Annotated in this window: 18 protein-coding genes; 11 read left to right on the forward strand and 7 right to left on the reverse strand. The window is 67.5% G+C overall.

The window, feature by feature from the left end; genetic code table 11:
- Positions 1-3: 3 nt before the first annotated feature.
- Positions 4-777, reverse strand: coding sequence for a crotonase/enoyl-CoA hydratase family protein (locus tag OG716_RS35335; RefSeq protein ID WP_405134659.1), 774 nt, complete (start codon positions 775-777; stop codon positions 4-6).
- A gap of 107 nt (positions 778-884) precedes the next feature.
- Here OG716_RS35335 and OG716_RS35340 point away from each other — a divergent pair, with 107 nt between their 5' ends.
- Both OG716_RS35340 and OG716_RS35345 read left to right on the forward strand, forming a co-directional pair.
- Complete coding sequence (locus OG716_RS35340; RefSeq protein ID WP_405134660.1) at positions 885-1,496, forward strand: TetR/AcrR family transcriptional regulator; 612 nt, start codon at positions 885-887, stop codon at positions 1,494-1,496.
- 12 nt (positions 1,497-1,508) lie between these two features.
- Complete coding sequence (locus OG716_RS35345) at positions 1,509-3,131, forward strand: acyl-CoA dehydrogenase family protein (protein ID WP_405134661.1); 1,623 nt, start codon at positions 1,509-1,511, stop codon at positions 3,129-3,131.
- A 174-nt stretch (positions 3,132-3,305) separates the two neighbouring features.
- Here OG716_RS35345 and OG716_RS35350 read toward each other — a convergent pair whose 3' ends face one another.
- Complete coding sequence (locus OG716_RS35350; RefSeq protein ID WP_405134662.1) at positions 3,306-3,461, reverse strand: hypothetical protein; 156 nt, start codon at positions 3,459-3,461, stop codon at positions 3,306-3,308.
- A 180-nt stretch (positions 3,462-3,641) separates the two neighbouring features.
- On the opposite strand from OG716_RS35350, the gene OG716_RS35355 reads away from it, so the two are divergent.
- Positions 3,642-4,727 (forward strand): CaiB/BaiF CoA transferase family protein, encoded by a 1,086-nt coding sequence (locus OG716_RS35355; RefSeq protein ID WP_405134663.1) that lies wholly within the window; start codon positions 3,642-3,644, stop codon positions 4,725-4,727.
- 18 nt (positions 4,728-4,745) lie between these two features.
- Here the strand turns inward: OG716_RS35355 and OG716_RS35360 are convergent, their stop codons facing one another.
- Positions 4,746-5,480 carry an SDR family NAD(P)-dependent oxidoreductase gene (locus OG716_RS35360; protein ID WP_405134664.1) on the reverse strand — a complete coding sequence of 245 codons (735 nt, stop codon included), beginning with the start codon at positions 5,478-5,480 and terminating at the stop codon, positions 4,746-4,748.
- An 18-nt stretch (positions 5,481-5,498) separates the two neighbouring features.
- Positions 5,499-5,906 carry a DUF3224 domain-containing protein gene (locus OG716_RS35365; RefSeq protein ID WP_405134665.1) on the reverse strand — a complete coding sequence of 136 codons (408 nt, stop codon included), beginning with the start codon at positions 5,904-5,906 and terminating at the stop codon, positions 5,499-5,501.
- A gap of 231 nt (positions 5,907-6,137) precedes the next feature.
- Here OG716_RS35365 and OG716_RS35370 point away from each other — a divergent pair, with 231 nt between their 5' ends.
- Together OG716_RS35370 and OG716_RS35375 are read left to right on the forward strand one after the other, a co-directional pair.
- On the forward strand, positions 6,138-7,658 hold the full coding sequence (locus tag OG716_RS35370; protein ID WP_405134666.1) for a DUF1731 domain-containing protein: 1,521 nt from the start codon (positions 6,138-6,140) through the stop codon (positions 7,656-7,658).
- A 64-nt stretch (positions 7,659-7,722) separates the two neighbouring features.
- Positions 7,723-8,073: a DoxX family protein gene (locus tag OG716_RS35375; protein WP_405134667.1), complete on the forward strand. Its 351-nt coding sequence runs from the start codon at positions 7,723-7,725 to the stop codon at positions 8,071-8,073.
- A 21-nt stretch (positions 8,074-8,094) separates the two neighbouring features.
- Here the strand turns inward: OG716_RS35375 and pgi are convergent, their stop codons facing one another.
- Positions 8,095-9,738, reverse strand: coding sequence for a glucose-6-phosphate isomerase (pgi, locus tag OG716_RS35380; protein WP_405134668.1), 1,644 nt, complete (start codon positions 9,736-9,738; stop codon positions 8,095-8,097).
- A gap of 96 nt (positions 9,739-9,834) precedes the next feature.
- Between pgi and OG716_RS35385 the strand changes: the two genes are divergently transcribed.
- Positions 9,835-11,286, forward strand: a complete 1,452-nt coding sequence (locus OG716_RS35385; protein WP_405134669.1) for an NAD-dependent succinate-semialdehyde dehydrogenase — start codon at positions 9,835-9,837, stop codon at positions 11,284-11,286.
- Between the two features lie 374 nt (positions 11,287-11,660).
- Here OG716_RS35385 and OG716_RS35390 read toward each other — a convergent pair whose 3' ends face one another.
- Positions 11,661-12,002 (reverse strand): chorismate mutase, encoded by a 342-nt coding sequence (locus OG716_RS35390; protein ID WP_355119663.1) that lies wholly within the window; start codon positions 12,000-12,002, stop codon positions 11,661-11,663.
- Between the two features lie 321 nt (positions 12,003-12,323).
- Between OG716_RS35390 and pcrA the strand changes: the two genes are divergently transcribed.
- Positions 12,324-14,780: a DNA helicase PcrA gene (pcrA, locus tag OG716_RS35395; protein ID WP_405134670.1), complete on the forward strand. Its 2,457-nt coding sequence runs from the start codon at positions 12,324-12,326 to the stop codon at positions 14,778-14,780.
- 369 nt (positions 14,781-15,149) lie between these two features.
- Here pcrA and OG716_RS35400 read toward each other — a convergent pair whose 3' ends face one another.
- Positions 15,150-16,196: a M23 family metallopeptidase gene (locus OG716_RS35400; RefSeq protein ID WP_405140127.1), complete on the reverse strand. Its 1,047-nt coding sequence runs from the start codon at positions 16,194-16,196 to the stop codon at positions 15,150-15,152.
- 713 nt (positions 16,197-16,909) lie between these two features.
- Here OG716_RS35400 and sucC point away from each other — a divergent pair.
- The 4 genes from sucC to OG716_RS35420 all read left to right on the forward strand — a co-directional run bounded on the left by sucC (position 16,910) and on the right by OG716_RS35420 (position 22,174).
- On the forward strand, positions 16,910-18,076 hold the full coding sequence (gene sucC / locus OG716_RS35405) for an ADP-forming succinate--CoA ligase subunit beta (RefSeq protein WP_355119657.1): 1,167 nt from the start codon (positions 16,910-16,912) through the stop codon (positions 18,074-18,076).
- A 14-nt stretch (positions 18,077-18,090) separates the two neighbouring features.
- Positions 18,091-19,005, forward strand: a complete 915-nt coding sequence (sucD, locus tag OG716_RS35410; RefSeq protein ID WP_355119655.1) for a succinate--CoA ligase subunit alpha — start codon at positions 18,091-18,093, stop codon at positions 19,003-19,005.
- A gap of 367 nt (positions 19,006-19,372) precedes the next feature.
- Positions 19,373-20,341, forward strand: a complete 969-nt coding sequence (locus tag OG716_RS35415) for a DUF5336 domain-containing protein (RefSeq protein WP_405134671.1) — start codon at positions 19,373-19,375, stop codon at positions 20,339-20,341.
- A gap of 378 nt (positions 20,342-20,719) precedes the next feature.
- Entirely contained in the window at positions 20,720-22,174 is a 1,455-nt protein-coding gene (locus OG716_RS35420) for a DUF6350 family protein (RefSeq protein WP_405134672.1), read from the forward strand.
- Positions 22,175-22,332 lie beyond the last annotated feature (158 nt).

The following is a 22,332-nucleotide window of genomic DNA, read 5'->3' on the forward strand; positions in this document are numbered from 1 at the left end:
TTACTACGTGGCCTGACCGTGGCGGCCCGCGCCGGAGGCGAACCGTTGTGCGCCGTCGAGGGCGCCGTCCATCAGGGCCTTCAGGCCGTGCTGGAATTCGTTGGTGATGGCCGCGGTTTCGGTGAGGCCGTCCTGTTCCAGGACCGACATGCGATCCGAGCGCAGGCAGGTTTGCGGGAGTGCCGCGAGCTGGGCGGCGAGTTCCTCTGCGGCCCTGCGGGATTCGCCGTTGGGAACGACCTGGGTGACGAGGCCGATCTGTAGCGCCTCGGGGGCTCCTACGGCGCGGCCGGTGAGGATCAGATCCATGGCGCGACCGGTGCCGATAATGCGCGGCAGGCGGACGGTGCCGCCGTCGATGAGCGGGACGCCCCAGCGGCGGCAGAAGACGCCGAAGGTGCTGTCCTGCTCGGCAACTCGCAGATCACACCACAGGGCGAGTTCCAGGCCGCCCGCGACCGCGTAGCCCGAGACGGCGGCGATCACCGGTTTGGACAGCTGCATGCGGGTCGGGCCCATGGGGCCGTCGCCGTCCTCGGCCGCGTGATTGGAGTTCTCGGTGCCGAGGGCCTTGAGGTCGGCGCCGGCGCAGAAGGTGCCGCCGTCGCCCCAGAGCACGGCGACCGCCGCGGTGGGGTCGGCATCGAATTCGCGGAAGGCGTCGGCGAGGGCCTGGGCGGTGGGGCCGTCGACGGCATTGCGGGCCTGGGGGCGATGCAGGATCACGGTGGTCACGGGGCCATTGCGTTCGACTCGTACGCTCACGGGCTCGACCATACGCCGTGAACAGAATGGGCACAGCGACGCGAAGCGTCCCCGTTGAGGGTGGTGGTGGGCGACGGGAGGGCTTGCGTCAAGAAATGAATTAGTGGTTCACTTCTTGCGTGGCCTATCGCAGAACCCCTGCTGTACAAGCCCGCCTCGACGCCCAGGCCGGGTCGATCGTGCGGGCCGCCATGACTGTGCTTTCTCGCGACGGCTTCGCCGGACTCTCCATGGCGGCCGTCGCCGCCGAGGCCGCTGTTGCCACCGGCACGGTGTACAAAACCTTCAGGGGCAAAGCCGAATTGGTGACCGCGGTGTTCCGCGAGGTCGTCACCGGTGAGGTCGCCGCCGTCGCCGCGGCCGGCAATACCGACGGCGCGGGCAAGACCGCGCGGGAACGGGTCACGGCGGCGGTGGAGACCTTCGCCGGGCGCGCGCTCAAGAACCCCAAACTGGCCTATGTACTGCTCGCGGAACCGGTGGACGCCGCCGTCGACACGGAGCGCCTGCGGTTCCGGCGGGCCTTCGCGGAGACCTTCGAATCCGCCGTCGCCGAAGGCGTGGCCACCGGCCAACTACCCCCGCAGGATCCGCGCACCAGTGCCACCGCCTTGGTCGGCGCCATCGGTGAGGTGCTGGTCGGCCCACTCGCCGAACAGCTGGAGAGTGAATCGGTGGTCCCCGAACTTGTCGCCTTCGCGCTGCGTGCGCTCGGCGTGCCCCAGGAATAAGGAGTCCCTCGCATGCATACGCATGATGTGTTCAATCAGGTGCCGAACCTGGTGCCCTTCGACAATTCCCGCAATCCCGCACTGCTCGAGGGGCTGCACCGGGAAGGCGCGGGCTGGGCCGAGGGGGAGGTGCGCGAACTCGGCGTTCTCGCAGGCGGAGTCGAGGCGCAGGAGTGGGGGCGGGTGGCCAATGAGAACCCGCCGATCCTGCACACCCACGACCGCTACGGCAATCGCATCGACGAGGTCGAATTCCATCCGTACTGGCACGAGCTGATGAATGTGGCTGTGACACACGGACTGCACGGTTCGCCGTGGCAGGAGGACCGGGCGGGCGCGCATACGGCGCGGGCGGCCAAGTTCTCCGTCTGGGGTTCCTCCGATGCCGGGCATATGTGCCCGATCTCTATGACCTACGCGGTAGTGCCTGCGCTGCGGCACAATCCGGAGCTCTCGGCTCGGTTCGAGCCGCTGCTGGCCTCTCGCGTCTACGACTACGGGCTGCGGGAACCGTCGACCAAAGCCGGTCTCATCGCCGGCATGTCGATGACGGAGAAGCAGGGCGGTTCCGACGTTCGGGCCAATACCACCACGGCCACACCGCTTTCCGACGGGACGTACCGGATCGTGGGCCACAAGTGGTTCACTTCCGCGCCCATGTCGGATATGTTCCTGACCCTCGCGCAGGCCCCCGGCGGCCTGTCCTGCTTCCTGCTGCCGCGCGTGCTGCCGGACGGATCGCGCAATGCCCTTCGGCTGCAACGGCTCAAGGACAAGCTGGGCAACAAGTCCAATGCCTCCTCGGAGATCGAGTACGAGAACGCTATCGGCTGGCTGGTCGGCGCCGAGGGCGCGGGCGTGAAGACCATTATCGAAATGGTCAATATGACCCGGCTGGACTGCGTCATCGGCTCGGCTACCGGCATGCGGGCCGGAGTGGTGCACGCCGTGCATCACGCCCGGCATCGAAATGTCTTCGGCGCCACCCTGATCGACCAGCCCGCCATGCGCAATGTGCTGGCCGATCTGGTGGTCGAATCGGAGGCCGCCACCACCGTCATGATGCGGCTGGCGGGCGCTACGGATCGCGCTGCCACCGATCCGGCCGAGGCGGCACTGCGCCGAATTGCCTTGGCGGTCACCAAGTACTGGGTGTGCAAGCGCGCGCCCGCGCATGCCGCCGAAGCCCTGGAATGCCTGGGCGGCAATGGTTACGTGGAGGAGTCCGGCATGCCGCGGCTGTACCGCGAGGCGCCGCTCATGTCCATCTGGGAAGGCTCGGGCAATGTGGCGGCACTGGATGCCTTGCGCGCCATGGCCCGTCAGCCCGAAAGCGTGCAGGCGTACTTCGACGAGGTGTCGCTGGCGCGCGGTGCGAACGCGCATCTGGATACCGCCATCGACCGGATCGGCAAGGAACTCACCGATCTGAGCGATATCGAATACCGGTCCCGCCGCGTCGTGGAGCTCATGGCACTGGTGCTGCAGGGCTCGCAGCTGGTCCGGCACGGCAACCAGGCCGTGGCGGATGCCTTCTGCGCCACCCGATTCGGCGGCGACTGGGGCATTGCCTTCGGTACCCTGCCGACCGGTATCGACACCGAGGCGATCCTGGAGCGCGCGTACGTCGACTGACGTGTACCGGGGGTCATCCCGGCTGAGAGTCCAACCGTCATCCCGGCGCGCTTTCGGCCGGGATCCACGCTCGGGGTCGCTCGGCCGATCCCGGTGGATTCCGGCCCAAAAGTATGCGGGAATGACGGAGGGGTTGTCAGCTCAGGCCGAGTCCCTGGGCTGACAGCGCCTCTTTCAGGAGGCGAATCGCCTTCGGTCCCACGCCGTGTGCGGGGCGAGCAGTTTGTCGGCGGAGACTCCTGCGAGCTGTTCGAGCCGGAGATATCCGGCGGCGGTGAGGGCTCTGGTCGCGGGGGCTCCGATGCCGCGCGGGAGGTTCGAATCACTCATGCCGAGCCTATCCGCGTCCGGGCAGGTGCGGGCCGGACCACCGCGCCGGTTGTGCTGACTGCTGTGTGTTCAGTCGTATATTTGGTGGCTCTACCAGCCGGAGTGGTTGGGGGTGGCAGATAAATCTGTCACGTGTTCTACTCCAGGGATATTCGTCGTAGAACCGCAGAGGGGTAGACGTTGAGCGCATCGCGGGGTCCGCTGGAGGGAATTCGGGTCGTCGAGCTGGCGAGCATCGGGCCCGGTCCGCACGCGGGGATGATGCTGGCCGATCTGGGCGCGGATGTGGTCCGGGTGCAGCGGCCGGGGGATCGGTCGGGATTCGGGCCCATGCGGGCGCAGATGCGCGGACGCCGGTTCGTGGCAGCCGATTTCAAGGATCCCGCGGCGGTCGAGGAGGTGCTCGGACTCATCGACAAGGCCGATGTGCTGATCGAGGGCTTCCGGCCGGGCGTGGCCGAGCGGCTCGGGCTCGGGCCGGAGCAGGTGCACGCACGTAATCCGCGCGTGGTGTACGGCCGGATGACCGGGTGGGGCCAGGAGGGTCCGCGCTCGGCGCGAGCCGGGCACGACATCAACTACATCGGACTGACGGGCGCGCTGCACGGCATCGGGCGCAAAGGTGAGCGGCCGGTACCGCCGATCAATCTGCTCGGCGATTACGGCGGTGGCTCGGTCTTCCTGGTCCTCGGCATCATGGCCGCACTGCTCGAACGGCAGCGCTCCGGCCAGGGCCAGGTGGTCGATGCCGCCATGGTGGACGGCGTACTGACGCTGGCGCACTCCATCTGGAGCCTGCATCAGGGCGGGCACTGGTCCGATGAGCGCGGCACCAATCTGCTCGATACCGGAATGGCTTGGTACGACACCTATTCCACCGCCGACGGCAAGCATATGGCGGTCGGCGCCTTCGAGCCCCAGTTCTTCGCGGAGCTGCTGCGGGTGCTTGAGCTGGACCCGGAATCGCTTCCGCAGCAGATGGATCCGGCCGGGCAGGAGATTCTGCGCAAGACCTTCACCGACAAGTTCGCCTCGAAGACCCAGGCGCAGTGGTGTGCACTCTTCGACGAGGTCGACGCCTGCGTCACGCCGGTGCGCAGCTGGACCGACGCCGCCGAGGATGAGCACCTGCACGCCCGCGGTTCCCTCGTCGACGTGGACGGTATCCGCCAGCCGGCTCCCGCGCCCCGCTTCTCGCGCACGCCCGCGGCCGTGCCCGCCCCCGCGCCGACCGACCTCACCCCGATAAGTGAGGTCTGGTCGTAGCGGGAGCGGGCACGATCGCTAGGCGGTACCGCCGTTGACCCGAATGTTCTGCGCGGTAACCCACCCCGCGGCATCGGTGGCGAGAAACGCTACGACGGCGGCGATTTCGCTCGGCTGCCCGAGCCGCCCGAAGACGCTCATGTCCTCGAGCCGGGACAGGAACTCATCGCTCTTGCCGAGGCGATAGGTTTCGGTCTCGGTGGCGCCCGGGCTGACCGCGTTCACGGTGATCCCGCGCGGCCCGAACTCCCGGGCCAGAATGTGCGTGAGCTGCTCGACCGCACCCTTGGTGGAGTCGTACACGGCATAACCGGGCAGCATGAGTGCGGTGGTGGAGCTGGAGATGGTGATGATCCGGCCCCGGTCGGCCATATGCCGCCAGGCCAGCTGCATACCGTGAAAGACGCCCTTGACGTTCACGGCGTAGCTCAGATCGAACTCTTCGGAGGTGATCTGGGCGAACGGCTTGGTAATGGCCACCGCCGCATTGTTGACCAGGATGTCCCACTGCCCCCAGGTCCCGAGCAGCTGGTCGATCATGGCCGTGTACTCGTCCCGATCGCGCACATCCGCGGCCAGCGCGAGCGCCTGCCCGCCGTCCGCCGCGATCTTCGCGACCGCTTCGTCGGCGAGCTCGGGGGTGTGCGGGTGATTGATGGCTACCCGGACACCCTGTGCCGCAAGAGTTTCCGCGATGGAGCGACCGATTCCGGTAGCGGCGCCGGTGATCAGTGCGGTTTTCTGGGGCGACACCGCGTCAGACGACAAGGCTCATCCCTCGAACCAGTACTCGAGCCACACCTGCGCGCCCTCACCGAGATTGGCGCGGAAGCCGCCCGTGCCACGCAGTCCGGTCAGCTCGCCGGTGCCCGAACCCGGCACCACGAACCAGTCGCCGCTCACGATGTTGTCGGCGACGGTTCCATTGTCCTGCAGCAGGAATGTGCCGGACTTGCCGTCGACCGAGCCGGTGATGCGCTCGATGCCGACGAAACTGGCGGTGCCGTCGGCATTGCCGGACTGCAGGAATTCGACAACGCCGTCGCCCTCGATGCCGCCGCTGAAGCTCTCCTCCACGTGGATCTTGCTCAGCACCGGGCCCGCGGCGGGCTCCTCGTAGACGGACGGCTCGTACTTGTGAACCGTAATCACTGCTTCGACACGGGTTTTCGCGGTCATGGGTATCTCTCTTCGCTCGCACAGGACCCGGCCCGTCACCTGGTCGTGCCGAGCATCCGCCGCACGCTCCCACACTGTCAACGGGAGAATTCCCCGCCATTGAGAAGCGAGGATTATCGATGCACGAGGGCTCCGTGCTGCGCGGTGTCGCGGTTCATATCCGGGGCGGGAGCGGGCGGGTGCGACCAAGCCCACGTTCCGGTCGGGGCGGCCCGGTTATAGCGTCAGTGCATGCCTCGTACAACGACGTACACCCAATGGATCGCCCTCCCGCCCGAGCGGCTCTGGGCGGTGCTCGGCGATCCGGCCCGCTGGCCCGACTGGAATCCGGCTGTCACGGCGGTGACCCTGCACGCCGCACCGGGTGCCGGCGTCACCGGTGACTACCTGCCGCGCGGGCGCGTCAACGAGGCGGTGCACGGGCGGCTCGCCGCACCCTTCACCATCGCCACCTTCGTGCCCGAACGCGAACTCACCCTCGAACAGCCCGAACCCGCGGGTCTCATGCGACTGCGCTGGACCCTGACTCCGCGGGACGGCGGCACCGAACTGGTGCAGCGGCTCACTTTCAGCGGCGGATCGGCGATGGTCGCGCGCAAGGTGGTCGGTCAGCTGCTGCAGACCGATGCGCACACCTGCTTCGCCCGGCTGGCGCGGCTCGCCGGACTGCGGCCGGTCGAGGATGCGCTCACTGTCGTAATCGCCGGTGGCACCGGGGCATTGGGGCGCACCCTGGCCGCCGATCTGACCTGCCGTGGCCAGCGGGTGCGTATTCTCACCCGCCGGGCGGTGCCGGAGCTGCCCTACGCGCAATTCGAATGGGACGGGCGCACCGTCGGTGAATGGGTTACCGCACTGCGGAATCCGGGGCGCACCGCGGTCATCAATCTCGCGGGCAAGCTGGTCGACTGCCGGCCGACCGCCCGCAATGTCGCCGAATTGCGCCGCAGCCGAGTCGATTCCACACAGGCGCTGGTCGAGGCCTCGAAGACCCTGGAGCGGCCCGTCGACTACTGGGTGCAGGCCAGCACCACCGCCATCTGGGCCGATGCGGGCGAAATCCGTTGCACCGAAACCACTCCGCTGCCGGATCCAGGATTGCCGCAGATGACCGGGGTCGCCGAGCCTTGGGAGCGCGCGTTCTTCGGCGAGCGGGGGAGCATGAACTCCGCTGCGGGCGAGAGCGGTACCGCCATCGAGACCGGCGGCGAGGTCGAGAGTCGCGGCGCCGGCGCGAGCGGCGCTGTGGGAGCGGGCGGCAAGGTGGCCGCGAATGTCACGCACTGGACGATCCTGCGCACCTCGATCGTGCTCGATCCGGACGCACCGGCCATGAAGCGGCTGGTGACCCTGACCAAGGCGGGTCTGGGCGGCAGCGTCGGCCCGGGCACGCAGTGGTTCAGCTGGATTCACCACGGGGACTGGCTCGGCATCGTCCGCGCGGCCCTCGGCCTCGACCCGGACGTGGCGCTGCCGAACGGAATCGTGGTGGCGGCCACCGACTTCCCGGTGCGCAATCGGGAGCTCATGGCGGCCCTGCGCCGCCAGTTGCGCCGCCCCTGGTCACCGCCCACACCCGCGGCGGCGCTCGCCATCGGCGCGGTCTTCCTGCGCACCGATGCGGCGCTGGGTCTCACCGGACGCCACGCCACCTCGGAGGTATTGCGCCAGGCGGGATTCCGCTTCCGGTACCCGACCCTCGACGAGGCGCTGACCGATCTGCTTCCGGAGCGGGCGAAGAAGGCGAAGTAGTCATAACCCCTGGTTATGACAACAGGTATTGGCGCGTTTCTGCGAGGTTGACCAGGCTGTGGGCATGTTTATCGCCTACATCGTCGTCACACTCGTCACCCTCGTGGCCAATGCCTTCGAGGGGGTCGCGACCATCATCAAGGCCGACTTCGTCAAGCAGAACATCGCCGAGGTCCGGGTGCCCGTCTCCTGGCTGCCGATGCTCGGCGCGGCCAAGGCCGCCGGGGCGCTCGGCCTGCTGGCCGGACTGCTGGGCCTGCGGCCGCTGGGAATCGCCGCGGCGGCGGGCCTGACCCTGTTCTTCGTGTGCGCGGTGATCGTGCACCTGTGGACCCGGGTGGTCCACAATATCGCCTTCCCGGTTCTGTTCCTGGCCTTCGCGATCGCCTCGCTGGGGCTGGCGATCGCGGTCTGACCGCACCGGGTGGGCCGACGGCTAGGTGAGCCGGCGAGCGCGGTACCAGCGGATCAGCTCATCGGTGGACGAATCCGATTGCGGAGCAGGCTCTTCGGCCGACGTCAGCAGCGGCGCCACGGCGAGCGCCTGCTGCTTGCCCAGCTCCACGCCCCACTGATCGAAACTGTCGATGCCCCAGATCGCACCCTCCACGAACACCTGGTGCTCGTAGAGCGCGATGAGCTGGCCCAGCGTGGACGGTGTGAGCTTCGGCGCCAGAATGGCGGTGGAGGGGCGATTGCCCGGCATCACCTTGTGCGGCACCAGCTTCGGATCGGTGCCCTCGGCGGTGATCTCCTCGGCCGTCTTGCCGAATGCCAGCACCTTCGTCTGCGCGACCAGATTGCTGACCAGGATGTCGTGCATGCTGCCGGTGCCGTCGATGGTCGGCAGATCGTCTGTGGGCTGGGCGAATCCGATGAAATCGGCGGGCACCAGCCGCGTACCCTGATGCAGCAGTTGATAGAACGCGTGCTGGCCGTTGGTTCCCGGCTCGCCCCAGAAGATTTCACCGGTCGACGTGGTCACCGGGGTGCCGTCCGCGCGCACCGATTTGCCGTTGGACTCCATGGTCAACTGCTGCAGATACGCCGGAAAGCGTGCCAGATCATTGGAATACGGCAGCACCGCCCGCGACTGCGCGCCGAAGAAGTTCGAGTACCAGACGCCGAGCAGGCCCAGCAGCAGCGGCGCGTTCTCGGCCGGCGGCGCGGTGCGGAAGTGCTCGTCCATCCGGTGCATGCCATCGAGGAATTCGGCGAACCGCTCCTTGCCGATCACCGTCATCACCGACAGGCCGATGGCCGAATCCACCGAATAGCGGCCGCCGACCCAATCCCAGAAGCCGAACATATTCGCGGTGTCGATACCGAACTCCGACACCCGCTGCTCATGGGTGGAGACCGCGACGAAATGCTTGGCCACCGCCTCCTCGCCGAGGCTCGCGACCAGCCAGCGGCGCGCCGCGGTGGCATTGGTCAGCGTCTCCAGCGTGGAGAAGGTCTTGGACGCCACGATGAACAGCGTGGTCGCCGGATCCAGACCGGCCAGCTTCGAAACCAGGTCCGCCGGATCGACATTCGAGACGAAGCGCGCCGAGATCCCGGCATCGGCGTAGTGCCGCAGCGCCAGATACACCATGGCCGGACCCAGATCCGAACCACCGATACCGATATTCACCACGGTCGCGATGCGTGCACCGGTCGCGCCGCGCCACTGCCCGGACCGCACCGCATCGGTGAACGCACCCATGCGGTCCAGCACCTCGTGCACCTGTGCACCGGCATCGGCGCCGTCCACCGGCACCACCTGCCCGGCCGGAACCCGCAGCGCCACATGCTCGACCGCGCGGTCCTCGGAGGTATTGATGTGCGCACCGGCGAACATGGCATCGCGATGGCCCTGCACCCCAGCGGTTTCCGCCAATTCGATCAGCAGATCCAGCGTCTCGCGGGTGACCCGGTGCTTGGAGTAGTCGATGTGCAGGTCGGCAGCCTGCACGGTCAGCTCACGCCCGCGCGCTGGGTCCTCGGCGAAGAATTCGCGCAGATGACGTCCGGCGACGGACGCATGATGGTCGTGCAGTTTCCGCCAGGCCGCCGATGCGGTGATGTCGCTGCTCACGTCCGCCGAGGTTACAACCCGCCGTCGCTACGCGCAGGTAAGCCAGGTAACTCGCGGTGGGCTCATCGCGGATCTACCGGGCTTACGCTGGCAGGCATGGTTTCCGAACGCGAACTACTCGACTCCATACCCACCCAGCTCTGGATCGGCGGGCCGGTCGACGCGACCGGCGGCGCGACGTTCCCGGTGCGTAATCCGGCGACGGGGGAGGTCCTCGTCGAGATCGCCGACGCCAGTCCCGAGGACGCGGTTCGAGCCCTCGACGCGGCCGTCGCCGTGCAGGCCGAATGGGCCGCCACCCCGGCCCGGCAGCGTGGGGAGATCCTGCGCGCCGTCTTCGAGGCCATCACCGCGCGCGCCGAGGAATTCGCGCTCCTCATGACGCTCGAAATGGGCAAGGCCCTGCCCGAGAGTCGCAATGAGGTCCGCTACGGCGCGGAATTCTTCCGCTGGTTCAGCGAGGAGGCCAGCCGCATCCACGGCCGCTACCAGTCCGCGCCGGGCGGCACCGGCCGCATCCTGGTGACCAAACAGCCGGTCGGGCCGTGTCTGGCCATCACACCGTGGAACTTTCCGCTGGCCATGGGCACCCGCAAGATCGGGCCCGCCCTCGCCGCCGGTTGCACCATGATCGTCAAGCCCGCCGGCGAGACGCCGCTCACCATGTTGCTGCTCGCACAGCTCTGCCGTGACGCCGGACTGCCCGACGGTGTGCTGTCGGTGATCACAACCAGTCGTTCCGGTGCCGTCACCGGCCCGCTGCTGAACGATCCGCGGCTGCGCAAGCTCACCTTCACCGGGTCCACTCCGGTCGGTAAGAAGCTCGTTGAGCAGTCCGCGCACGGGCTGCTGCGCACCTCCATGGAACTCGGCGGCAACGCACCCTTCGTGGTTTTCGACGATGCCGATATCGATGCGGCCGTCCAGGGCGCGGTGCTGGCCAAGCTGCGCAACGGCGGTGAGGCGTGCACGGCGGCCAATCGTTTTCATGTGCACAACTCGGTGCGCGCGGAGTTCACTCGGAAACTGGTGTCCGCCATGGGCGAATACCAGCTCGGACCGGGCACCGATCCGGCCACGACGCTCGGACCGCTGATCAATCAGGACCAGTTGGAGACCGTCACCGAACTGGTCGAGGACGCTGTTTCGGTCGGTGCGCGAATCGAATTGGGCGGCAAAGCGCCTGGTGGACCTGGCTGGTTCTACCCGGCGACGGTGCTCACCGATCTGCCGCCGCAGGCCCGCATCCTGCGCGAAGAGGTGTTCGGGCCGGTCGCCCCGATTGTCGGTTTCGATACCGAGGAGGAGGGCCTGGCCGCGGCGAACGACACCGAATTCGGGCTGGTCGCATACGTTTACACACAGAGTCTGGACCGCGCGCTCCGCGTGGCCGAGGGACTCGAGACCGGCATGGTCGGTGTCAACCGCGGCGTGATCTCCGATCCGGCCGCGCCCTTCGGCGGTGTGAAGGAATCGGGCTTCGGGCGCGAAGGCGGCTCCGAAGGCATCGAGGAGTACCTCAACACCAAGTACATCGCCCTGCCCTGACCGGAAGCCGCCCTGACCGGAAAATGAAGAACCGCCCCGGGGTATGACACCCGGGGCGGCCTCTTGGAAAGCTCGACTCGCTCGCACGAGTGTCGCGTGGTTTGTGTGTGGCCCCTACGGCACACCGACCGTTGTATCGGCACGAGAGGTGCCCGGCGTTAGCACAGAGCACCGAACTGGTGGCCGACCGGCGAATTCTCAGTGCTTATGCCACCAAAATCCATCCCGTGCCCCCACTCCAAGTTCGCGGCCCGCCCGGGTCTGGACTGACGGAGCGGGGGAGCGAAGCGGAGGAGCGGAGGAGGGAAGACCCGGGTAACAGGGCCGCGAACCCGCCGCAGCGAAGCGGAGGCAGAAAATTCAGTGCAGAAAATTCAGTGCCCCAGTCTGCCGCGGCCGAGTCTCAGCAGCAGCATGGCGAGGGTGTGACCCTCCTGGCCCAGCTCGCTGAAACGCTCCAGCACCTTCATCTCGCGAGAGTGCACGAGCTTGGTGCCGCCATTGGCCATGCGGGTCCGCCCGATAATGCGGGAGACCTCCGTACGGCGCTTGATTGCCGCGAGAATCTCGGCGTCGAGCTTGTCGATTTCCTTGCGCAGCTTGTCGATCTCCGCTTCCGGGAGCAGCGCCGTAGTAGGGGTGGGCGCGGCTTCGGCGGGCTTGGCGGAGTCCGCTCCGGTGGCAGGTTCGGATTGCCCCGTCGTCGAGATGCTCATACTTTCAACTCCTCGTGGTCCAGAACGTCGATCGGCAGGCGGCCCCGACCCGTTACCGATCGGTTCTTCACCAAGAATGTGACCTCTTGCGCCCTACATTGTCCCCCGCGGGGCGCGCTCAGGTGTATTCAGTCGCCAAAGCGCCGGTCATGAGGCCAGTGTGCCATGTGGGGCAGGCAAACCAAAACATGATCGTTTGTGAATCTCCTGAGTTTTTCGGCCCCCGCGGTTCTCCTGGAGTTCGCCGCACCGGCACTTATCGGACACCTTCTGCCGCCGGACTGCGTACCTGTCGGTGGTCGCCGGTAGCGTGGTTGGGCGATGAAGACGACGGTGGCGCAGGACGAGCAGAAGACCGAGCAATTGCTCGAAGGTTTGAATCCGCAACAGCGCGCGGCGGTGGTGCACACCGGAACTCCGCTGCTCATCGTGGCGGGCGCCGGATCCGGCAAAACGGCTGTCCTCACCCGCCGCATCGCCTACCTACTGGACGCCCGCGGCGTCCGCCCGGGCGAAATCCTGGCGATCACCTTCACCAACAAGGCCGCGGCCGAAATGCGGGAGCGCGTGGCCGGGCTGGTGGGTCCGCGCGCGGCCGGAATGTGGGTCTCCACCTTCCACTCCAGCTGCGTCCGCATTCTGCGCACCCAGGCCGCGCTGGTGGCCGGGCTCAACTCCAACTTCTCCATCTACGACGCCGACGACTCGCGCCGGCTGCTGGCCATGGTCAGCCGCGACTTCGATCTCGACGCCAAGAAGTACACGCCGCGCCTGCTCGCCACCGCCATCTCCAACCTCAAGAACGAGCTCATCGACCCGGCCCAGGCCGCCGCCGACGCCGAGAGCGAAGAGGCCGAACTGCCGCGCCTGGTCGCCCGCGTCTACGACGAGTATCAGCGGCGGCTGCGCGCGGCCAATGCCATGGACTTCGACGACCTCATCGGCGAGACGGTCGGCATGCTGCAGCGGCATCCGCCGGTGGCCGAGTACTACCGGCGGCGGTTCCGGCACGTGCTCGTCGACGAGTACCAGGACACCAACCACGCGCAGTACACCCTCGTGCGCGAACTGGTCGGGCATCACCGGACCGCATGGGGTGACGATGACACCCTCACCCAGGACGGGCCGGATGCGGTGCCGCCCAGCGAACTCTGTGTTGTCGGTGACGCGGACCAGTCCATCTACGCGTTCCGCGGCGCGACCATTCGCAATATCGAAGAGTTCGAACGGGACTTCCCCGATGCGGAAACCATTCTGCTGGAACAGAATTACCGCTCCACCCAGCATATTCTGGCCGCCGCCAACGCGGTCATCTCCCGCAATGAGAACCGGCGCGACAAGAAGCTGTGGACCGATGCCGGTGACGGCGACCTGATCGTCGGCTACGTCGCAGACAACGAGCACGACGAGGCCTCGTTCGTGGCGCGCGAGATCGACCGGCTGGTGGATGCGGGCGATGCCAGCTACAACGATGTCGCGGTTTTCTATCGCACCAACAACAACTCCCGTGCGCTCGAAGAGATCTTCATTCGAATGGGGTTGCCGTACAAGGTTGTCGGCGGCGTGCGCTTCTATGAGCGCAAAGAGGTCCGCGATATCGTCGCCTACCTGCGCGTGCTGCAGAATCCGGACGATGCGGTGAGCCTGCGCCGCATTCTCAATACGCCGCGCCGCGGCATCGGTGATCGCGCCGAAGCCTGTGTCGCCGTGCATGCCGAACAGCGCAATATCGGCTTCGCACAGGCGCTTCGGGATGCCGCCGGCGGCACGGTGGCGCTGCTCAATACCCGTGCGCAGCGGGCCATCGCCGGGTTCGTGGAACTGCTCGACGAGATCCGGGCCGCGGGTGCGCAGGACGACCTCGACTTCCCGGATGTGGGCAATATCGTCGAAGCCGTGCTCGACCGCACCGGCTACCGCCGCGAACTCGAGGCCTCCGACGATCCGCAGGACGGCGCGCGGCTCGACAACCTCAATGAATTGGTCAGCGTGGCACGCGAGTTCAGCTCCGAGGCCCGCAACAATGTGGAGGCCGCCGCGGCCGAGGGCATCGTGCCCGAGCAGGCCGAGGGCGAGCCCGATCCGGGAACGCTCGCCGCCTTCCTCGAGCGCGTGTCCCTGGTCGCCGACAGTGACCAGATTCCGGACGAGGGCACCGGCGTGGTCACCATGATGACCCTGCACACCGCCAAGGGGCTGGAATTCCCCGTCGTCTTCGTCACCGGCTGGGAGGACGGTCAGTTCCCGCATATGCGCGCGCTCGGCGACCCCACCGAACTCGCCGAGGAACGCCGCCTCGCCTACGTCGGCATCACCCGCGCCCGCAAGCGCCTCTACCTCACCCGCGCCGTGGTCCGCTCCGGCTGGGGCCAGCCCGTCTCCAACCCAGAATCCCGCTTCCTGCAGGAAATCCCGGGCCACCTGATGGACTGGCGCCGCCTCGAGCCCGTCGTCTCCCAAACCGGCCGCAGCCTGCGCCGCCGCGGTGACGACGACGGCCTCGACCGCGACTGGACCCGCGGCGACGGCTGGGAACCGCGCCCCGGCGTCCGCGGCGAACGCCGCCCCGCCCCCTCCGCCGCGGGCGGCACCGGCAAACGCAATAACTCCGGCCTGGTCCTCGCCGTAGGCGACCGCGTCAGCGACGACAAATACGGCCTCGGCCGAGTAGTAGCCGCCGAAGGCTTCGGCGCCCTGGCCACCGTCACCATCGACTTCGGCACCGCAGGAAAAATCCGCCTCATCCCCAGCTACAGCCGCACCATAGTCAAACTCTGACCCGCCTCCCCGGAACTTTGGCGCCCAGCTCGGAGCCGTCTGCTGTCGTGCACGCGTGCCGGCGGTTGGGTGCGCACTCGATTTGGGGGTGCCCCAGGAGTTACCCCGACGGTCGCGAGATCAGTTGTCCCGTCACCACCCAGACTGCTGCCGCTCTGGTGGCTTTATGCCAGCGGGCCGCGCAAAGTCGAGTAGATCCGGCTCGGCCGTGGCCGAGCCGGATTTTGAAGGTAAAGGCGACAACAGATTTCGTGAGGTCTGGGTAACTCCTGGGGTACCCCCAGAACTTTTTCGTACCTGACCGAGGGCACGCGAATGGGACTGCTGTGGTTCTTACCGGTGCGCCAAAGGTTCGGAGAGGCGGGACAGCTAATCGCGCTCGATGCCGAGGGAGATGCCTCGGGAGGCGAGCCAGGGGAGGGGGTCGATTTTGTTGGAGCCGTTGAGCCAGACTTCGAAGTGGCAGTGGGGGCCGGTGGAGAAGCCGCGGTTGCCTACGGTGGCGATCTGATCGCCTGCCAGGACGCGCTGGCCGACCGAGACGACGGCCGTGTCGACGTGGCCGTAGACGGTGATGGTGCCGTCATCGTGCATCAGGCGCACCCACATACCGAAACCGGAGGCGGGACCGGCGTCGAGGACGGTGCCGTCGGCTACGGCGTAGATGGGGGTGCCGATGGGGGCGGCCACGTCCACGCCGAGATGTTCTACGCCCCAGCGAGTACCGAAGCCGGAGGTGAAAGTGCCGCTGGCGAACTTGGTGAACAGCGGGCGGAGTTTGGAGTCCGCGGCCGCGGTCAGATCGGCCGCGTACTTCTGGCCCTTCTGCAGAATGTCGTTGAACTGGTTGATATCCGCCGCGGTGCCGACATTCAGGACCTGCGGGGCGCCGCTCGGTGCGTCGGAGGCGAGGTTCTGGGTGGCGGCGAGATCGCGAACCTGGGAGGCAGCCTGGTATTCGACATTGTCGGCGTGCGGTGCGCTGGTCTCCAGACCGCTCTGCGCGGCGGCGACAACCGCGCCGGCGGCCACGGCCACCACTGCGGCGCGACCCTTGAGCGAGTGCGGCGGGCTGGGAACACGGTGCGTACCGGTCGCGCGGCGGCGACCGCCGGAGCGGGCCGCGACCGGCTCGGCCGAATCGTTCTCGGGAGCGGGCTGATCGACACGGGCGCCGTCACCGGAGAAATCGAGGCGCGCGCCGGAAGCGGTGCGGAAGCTGTAGACCGGCCGGTAATCGGCTGAGCGCGCCGGATCGGCCGGCGCATCCCACTCGGCCCGGAACTGCCCGGCCGGCTCGGGCGCGGCCCAGCCGTCGGCGGCGGGAGCCGACCAATTGTCGGCGGTGCCGGTATCGGCGCGGGGCTCCCATGTGGCTTGCGCCGCCTGCCAATCAGGCTGGGGCTGCCGGCTCACCGCGGGCGCGTGCCAGGAGCGGGTGGCCTCCCAGTCGCCGTGCGAGACCTGCCCGCGAGTGGCCTGGGCTGTGGCGGAATGTGTTGCGCCGCCGACGTTCTCGGCCTCATCACGATAGCGGTGGCCGCGGTTGGCGCGCAGAGTTTCGGGGAAGGGGCCGTCGCTCATCGGAGCTGACCCTGGTGAAGCCGCGGTGCTGACGGAGTGCCTGCGGAGCGAAGCTCTACCTGCGGAGCGCTGTGCTGCGTCAAGCCTGCCGTCCTCCTGTCGTGACCGGGTTGTGACATCGACCGCATCGACGGTAACGAAACGATTGCGGGTCAGCAAGCGATGAACATGGTTCGGCGCGCGTGTGTGACATTCATCACCTTACGGGTCGGAATTTCCACACTGTGCTTTGGGTAACCAAGTGCGCCTTGTCAACGACAACATGTAGTACTCCCGGTCACTCTCCGGGATTCGAGTGTCCTACCTGGCGCACCGTCAACAAGCTACCCGCGAGTAGCATTGACAAGGCGTTTTGTAAGCACAGAGACAGTACCGTGACCTGCGCCACTTAGGCTGTATGCGGCTGATTTCGGCTCCGTGTGACTGATTAGAGTCCGACCCGACCCCCTGGCCCTTTCGAGTGACATGCAAGCAAGTCGCTACGGGCCGACCACGGGCCACCAACACAGACGTTGTCACAACAACGCAGACGAGACGGTGAGTACATGGATCTCTTCGAATATCAGGCGAAGGAACTCTTCGTGAAGCACGGAGTGCCTTCGTCGGAGGGCCGCGTCACCGACACGGCCGAGGACGCGCGCGCGATCGCGGAAGAAATCGGCAAGCCTGTCATGATCAAGGCACAGGTCAAGGCCGGTGGGCGCGGCAAGGCCGGTGGCGTGAAGTACGCCGCCACCCCCGATGACGCCTTCACCCACGCCACGAACATCCTGGGCCTGGACATCAAGGGACACATCACCAAGAAGGTCCTGGTCGCCGAGGCCAAGGACATCGCTTCGGAGTACTACATCTCCTTCCTGCTCGATCGTTCCAACCGCAGCTACCTGGCCATGTGCTCGGTCGAGGGCGGCATGGAGATCGAAGAGGTCGCCGTTCAGAAGCCCGAGATGCTGGCCAAGATTCCGGTCGACGCCGTCAAGGGCGTGGATCTGGCGTTCGCTCGCTCCATTGCCGAGCAGGGCCACCTGCCCGCCGACATCCTCGACGCCGCGGCCGTGACCATCCAGGCGCTGTGGGAGGTCTTCGTCAAGGAAGATGCCACCCTGGTCGAGGTCAACCCGCTGGTCCGCACCCCGGACAACCAGATCCTGGCCCTCGACGGCAAGGTCACGCTGGACGAGAACGCCGAGTTCCGCCACCCCGACCATGCGGAGTTCGCGGATATCGACGCGACCGATCCGCTGGAGCTCAAGGCCAAGCAGAACGACCTCAACTACGTGAAGCTCGACGGTGAGGTCGGCATCATCGGCAACGGCGCGGGTCTGGTCATGTCGACCCTCGACGTCGTCGCGTACGCCGGTGAGAACCACGGCGGCGTCAAGCCCGCCAACTTCCTGGACATCGGCGGCGGCGCCTCGGCTGCCGTCATGGCCGCCGGTCTGGACGTCATCCTGAACGACGCCCAGGTCAAGTCCGTGTTCGTGAACGTCTTCGGTGGCATCACCGCCTGTGACGCGGTCGCGAACGGCATTGTCGGCGCGCTGAACACCCTGGGCGCCGAGGCCAACAAGCCGCTGGTCGTCCGGCTCGACGGCAATAAGGTCGAAGAGGGTCGCCAGATCCTCGCCGACTTCGCGCACCCGCTGGTGACGCTTGCTCAGACCATGGACGAAGGCGCCGACAAGGCTGCCGAACTGGCCGCCGCCAAGTAAGGACACGAACCAACATGTCGATCTTCCTCAACAAGGACAACAAGGTCATCGTCCAGGGCATCACCGGCGGCGAGGGCACCAAGCACACCGCACTGATGCTGAAGGCCGGCACCCAGGTCGTCGGCGGCGTCAACGCCCGTAAGGCCGGCACCACCGTGTCGCACACCGACAAGGACGGCAACCCCGTCGAGCTGCCGGTGTTCGCGACCGTCGCCGAGGCCATGGAGAAGACCGGGGCCGACACCTCGATCGCCTTCGTGCCGCCCGCGTTCTCCAAGGACGCCATCCTCGAGGCCATCGACGCGGAGATCCCGCTGCTCGTGGTCATCACCGAGGGCATCCCGGTGCAGGACTCCGCGTACGCGTGGGCCTACAACGTGGAGAAGGGCAACAAGACCCGCATCATCGGCCCGAACTGCCCCGGCATCATCACCCCGGGTGAGTCGCTGGTCGGCATCACCCCGGCCACCATCGCGGGCAAGGGCCCGATCGGCCTGGTCTCCAAGTCCGGCACCCTGACCTACCAGATGATGTTCGAGCTGCGGGACTTCGGTTTCTCCACCGCCATCGGCATCGGCGGCGACCCGGTCATCGGCACCACCCACATCGACGCCATCGAGGCGTTCGAGAAGGATCCCGAGACCAAGCTCATCGTCATGATCGGCGAAATCGGCGGCGACGCCGAGGAGCGGGCCGCGGCCTACATCAAGGCCAATGTCACCAAGCCGGTCGTCGGCTACGTCGCGGGTTTCACCGCGCCCGAGGGCAAGACCATGGGCCACGCCGGCGCCATCGTCTCCGACGGTGCGGGCACCGCGCAGGGCAAGAAGGAGGCCCTCGAGGCCGCGGGCGTGAAGGTCGGCAAGACCCCGTCCGAGACCGCCGCCCTGGCGCGCGAAATCCTGGAGAAGGCCAGCATCACCGCGTAACCGCCTCTCCGGACCTTTAGCGCCCGGCTGGGAGCCGTTGGGGTTGGGGACGCGTGGTGCGGTTCAGGGGCGACACCGATTTCGGGGGTACCCGGGGAGTTACCCCGAACTCGCGAAATCAGGTGTCGCCATCGCAATACGAGCCTCGAAGGCCGCCTCCCCGCTGGGGAGGCGGCCTTCGTCGTATTTGGGTCGTGGGGGCGGCGGGGCTTCGGGTTGTGGGGGCGGCGGGGGGCGAATCCGACTGTGCGGACAGGGGGTTTCGGCTATTGCGGAATGGGCACGGCCGGTGGTAGGTGGTGCTCTCGGCGGTGCGGTGCAGTAGCGTCGGTGGGAGTTCGTGAACGACTCGATAGGAGACGACGACATGTCATACCCGACCGGGGGCTCGGGATACAACGGGCCCGCGCAGACGCCTTCCAACACGCCTGGATATGGCTCGCAGCCCACGGGTGGTCCCGCAGCAGGGTCGAGTACGACGGCCGCACCAGGCAAGGGACTTCCCTTTTTCCTCACCGTCGGCATCGCCGCCCTCGGTGTGATCAACTTCCTGCTCGGGTGGGCGCCCTACAAGGGCAGCAAGGAACTCAGCCTCACCTACAGCCTTTTCGAGTCGGATCCGCTGCTCGTCGGCATCCTGCTCTTCGCGGGTCTGCTCGCGGGTCTGTCGCTGATTCTGCCCAAGCAGAACTTGAACGCAGTGATCGCAGCCGCCTCGGTGGCGGGCTTCCTGTCGATCCTGTTCAACTCCTTCACCGGTGATCTGGCCACCAAGTGGGGTGGCTGGGTGGTCGTGTTCCTGTCCTTCGTGCAGGCCGTGATCGCCGTGCTGGCAGTGCTTTTCGAGGCGGGCATCATCAAGCCGCCGGCGCCGAAGCCGGCCGCGCCGCAGGGTTACGGTCAGCAGCAGTTCGGACAGACCGGTGGGCAGCAGTACCCGGGTTACGGCCAGCAGGCTGGTTACGGTCAGCCGGGTCAGCCGCCCGCGTTCGGGCAGCCGGCGCAGCAGGGTGGTCAGCAGCCGGGCTACGGCACGGGTGGTCAGTACCCGCAGCAGCCGTCCTACGGGCAGCAGCCCGCCGGATACGGCACCGGTTCACAGCAGCAGCCGACCTACGGTCAGCAGCAGCCGTCCTACGGTCAGCAGCCGAGTGGTGGTTACGGCCAGCAGCAGTACGGCCAGCAGCAGCCAGCCGGTGGCGACGCCGCTCCGACGCAGCACTTCGGCGCCCAGCCGTCCGCGCGTCCGGCGCAGCCGTTCGGCGGCGAGCAGGCCGCCGACCCGTCCGCGGACGCGACCCGCTCATTCCGTCCGGGTCAGGACGATAAGCAGTAGCGCTCGACAAACGAATACCCGAACGGCCCCCGGTAGACACCGGGGGCCGTTCGTGTATATCCGGCATCGCCCCCGAGGCTCCGTCCCCGACCCCTCGCCGGGTCCCCGACCCCTCGCCGGGTCCCCACCGAACCCCCGTCGGCTCAGCCGTACACCCTCGTCATCCCTGCAAGCTTTTGGCCGGGATCCACGGTGACCCATCCGATTCCAGGGGATCCTGGCCAAATGCGCACCGGGATGACGGGGTGCTGCTTTACTCGATGCCGAGTGGCTGACCTGGTATTACGGTTCGAGTCATCCGGCGCGCCTGCCACTTTCCGTTGGTGAGAGCTGCCACGCTGGTTTTCCATGAGTGCCCCGAGAACTACCCTGGCTCGCGTGACTGACGATCTGCGGGATGTGCCGCGTGGTCCGGTCTCGGCGGGTGGGGGCGGGTTCGGGTCGCTCACACCCGAGCGGGCCCGGGTGTTGTTCTTCGTGGCGGCGCGCGCGTCGGCCATTACGCTGCTGCTGATTTTCGCGGTGGTGTTCGGGACGCTGTTCGCGGCGGGGAGCGGGCTGTCCGGGGCGTCCGGAGCCATTGCGGCGAGCTGGCTTGCGGTGCACCAGGTTCCGCTGACCATCGGCAGGACGGCGATCGGACTGTGGCCGCTGCTGCCCACCGGGTTGATGCTGTGGCTGGTGGCGCGCGATTGTGCGCGGGCCGCGGATCACTGTGCGGCCGACGGGGATTGCACGCCGACCGATCTGGCCTGGATCGCGGGTGCGGCGGTCGGTGGTCCGCTGCTGGTGACGGCGGTATGCCTGGCCGTGGCCGATGACGCGTCGGCGGTGGTGGCCCTGCAGCCGCCGAATACCTCGGTCGCCTTCGCCTGGGTGATCGGCCTGCAACTGCTGGCCGTGATCGCGGGTGTGGGCCTGCGGCACTGGCGGGATTACACCGATCTGCTGCCGATTCCGCTGCCGCACTGGGTGGTTTCGGGCGTGCGGGCCGGACTGCGCGCGGTGTGGCGACTGCTCGCCGTCGCGGCGGTGCTCACGCTGGTGTCGTTCCTGGTGCACTGGTCGCGGATCGGCGATACCTATCACAATGCCGGAAATTTCTGGGGCGCACTGGGTTTGACGCTGCTGTCGCTGGCCTACCTGCCGAACGCGCTGGTCGGCGCGGTGAGCGTGCTGCTCGGCGGTGAGGTCCACATCGGCGCCGGATCACTGGGTGTCTTCGGTGTCGACGGTGCGCCCGTGCCCGCGGTGCCCCTGGTCGCGGCCGTGCCGTCGGGCCCGGCCGCCGCCTGGTGGTTCGTACTGCTGGTGGCTCCCGCCGCGGTGGGCGTGCTCGGCGGCTTGGACTGCGGCCGCAATGCCGGCGATCACCCCCGCGCCCCCTGGGCGACCCTGACCGCCGCCGGCGTCGCCGCCGTACTGCTCACGATCCTCGGCGTGGTCGCCGGGGGAGACCTGGGCACCTTCGGCTGGCTCGGGCCGAACGTCGCCGTCGCGGCCGCGCTGGCCTTCCTCTGGCTCGCGGTGCCCGGCTACGTCGGCGTACTGGCCGCCCGCTGGTTCGCGCCCGCCCCGCCCGCCGAATACGACTACGACGAGCCCGACTACAGCGCCGAGTACGAGGACGACACCTACGACGACACCGAATACGAAGAGGACTACTACGAGGACGACGAGTACGACGACGACTACTACGACGACCCCGGCCAGGTGGTCGAGCTCGACGGTGAACTCCTCGACGACGACCCCGAACTCATCCCGCAAATACATCGGGCGCCCGACGACGACTCCGAGATCCTCGACGCCGAAGTAGTAGAAGGCGACCACTGATCTCGTGAGGTCCGGGTAACTCCCTGGGTACCCCCAAAAGTTTCGGCGCCCCTGACCGCACTACGCGAATGGGACCGGAGTTGCTCTCAGCCGGGCGCTAAAGTTCCGGAGAGGCGGCACAGCTAGGCTTTAGGGAAGCGGGGCTGCATCCCGCCGTC

It is taken from the genome of Nocardia sp. NBC_01388 (assembly GCF_045040085.1).
In the GTDB taxonomy this organism is placed as follows: domain Bacteria; phylum Actinomycetota; class Actinomycetes; order Mycobacteriales; family Mycobacteriaceae; genus Nocardia.

What these genes read in the sequence shown, in the direction of transcription:
- OG716_RS35335 (WP_405134659.1), bottom strand. Translation starts at nt 777, where the DNA reads ATGGTCGAGCCCGTGAGCGTACGAGTCGAACGCAATGGCCCCGTGACC.
- OG716_RS35345 (WP_405134661.1), top strand. Translation starts at nt 1,509, where the DNA reads ATGCATACGCATGATGTGTTCAATCAGGTGCCGAACCTGGTGCCCTTC.
- OG716_RS35350 (WP_405134662.1), bottom strand. Translation starts at nt 3,461, where the DNA reads ATGAGTGATTCGAACCTCCCGCGCGGCATCGGAGCCCCCGCGACCAGA.
- OG716_RS35365 (WP_405134665.1), bottom strand. Translation starts at nt 5,906, where the DNA reads ATGACCGCGAAAACCCGTGTCGAAGCAGTGATTACGGTTCACAAGTAC.
- OG716_RS35370 (WP_405134666.1), top strand. Translation starts at nt 6,138, where the DNA reads ATGCCTCGTACAACGACGTACACCCAATGGATCGCCCTCCCGCCCGAG.
- OG716_RS35375 (WP_405134667.1), top strand. Translation starts at nt 7,723, where the DNA reads ATGTTTATCGCCTACATCGTCGTCACACTCGTCACCCTCGTGGCCAAT.
- OG716_RS35385 (WP_405134669.1), top strand. Translation starts at nt 9,835, where the DNA reads ATGGTTTCCGAACGCGAACTACTCGACTCCATACCCACCCAGCTCTGG.
- OG716_RS35390 (WP_355119663.1), bottom strand. Translation starts at nt 12,002, where the DNA reads ATGAGCATCTCGACGACGGGGCAATCCGAACCTGCCACCGGAGCGGAC.
- pcrA (WP_405134670.1), top strand. Translation starts at nt 12,324, where the DNA reads ATGAAGACGACGGTGGCGCAGGACGAGCAGAAGACCGAGCAATTGCTC.
- sucC (WP_355119657.1), top strand. Translation starts at nt 16,910, where the DNA reads ATGGATCTCTTCGAATATCAGGCGAAGGAACTCTTCGTGAAGCACGGA.
- sucD (WP_355119655.1), top strand. Translation starts at nt 18,091, where the DNA reads ATGTCGATCTTCCTCAACAAGGACAACAAGGTCATCGTCCAGGGCATC.
- OG716_RS35415 (WP_405134671.1), top strand. Translation starts at nt 19,373, where the DNA reads ATGTCATACCCGACCGGGGGCTCGGGATACAACGGGCCCGCGCAGACG.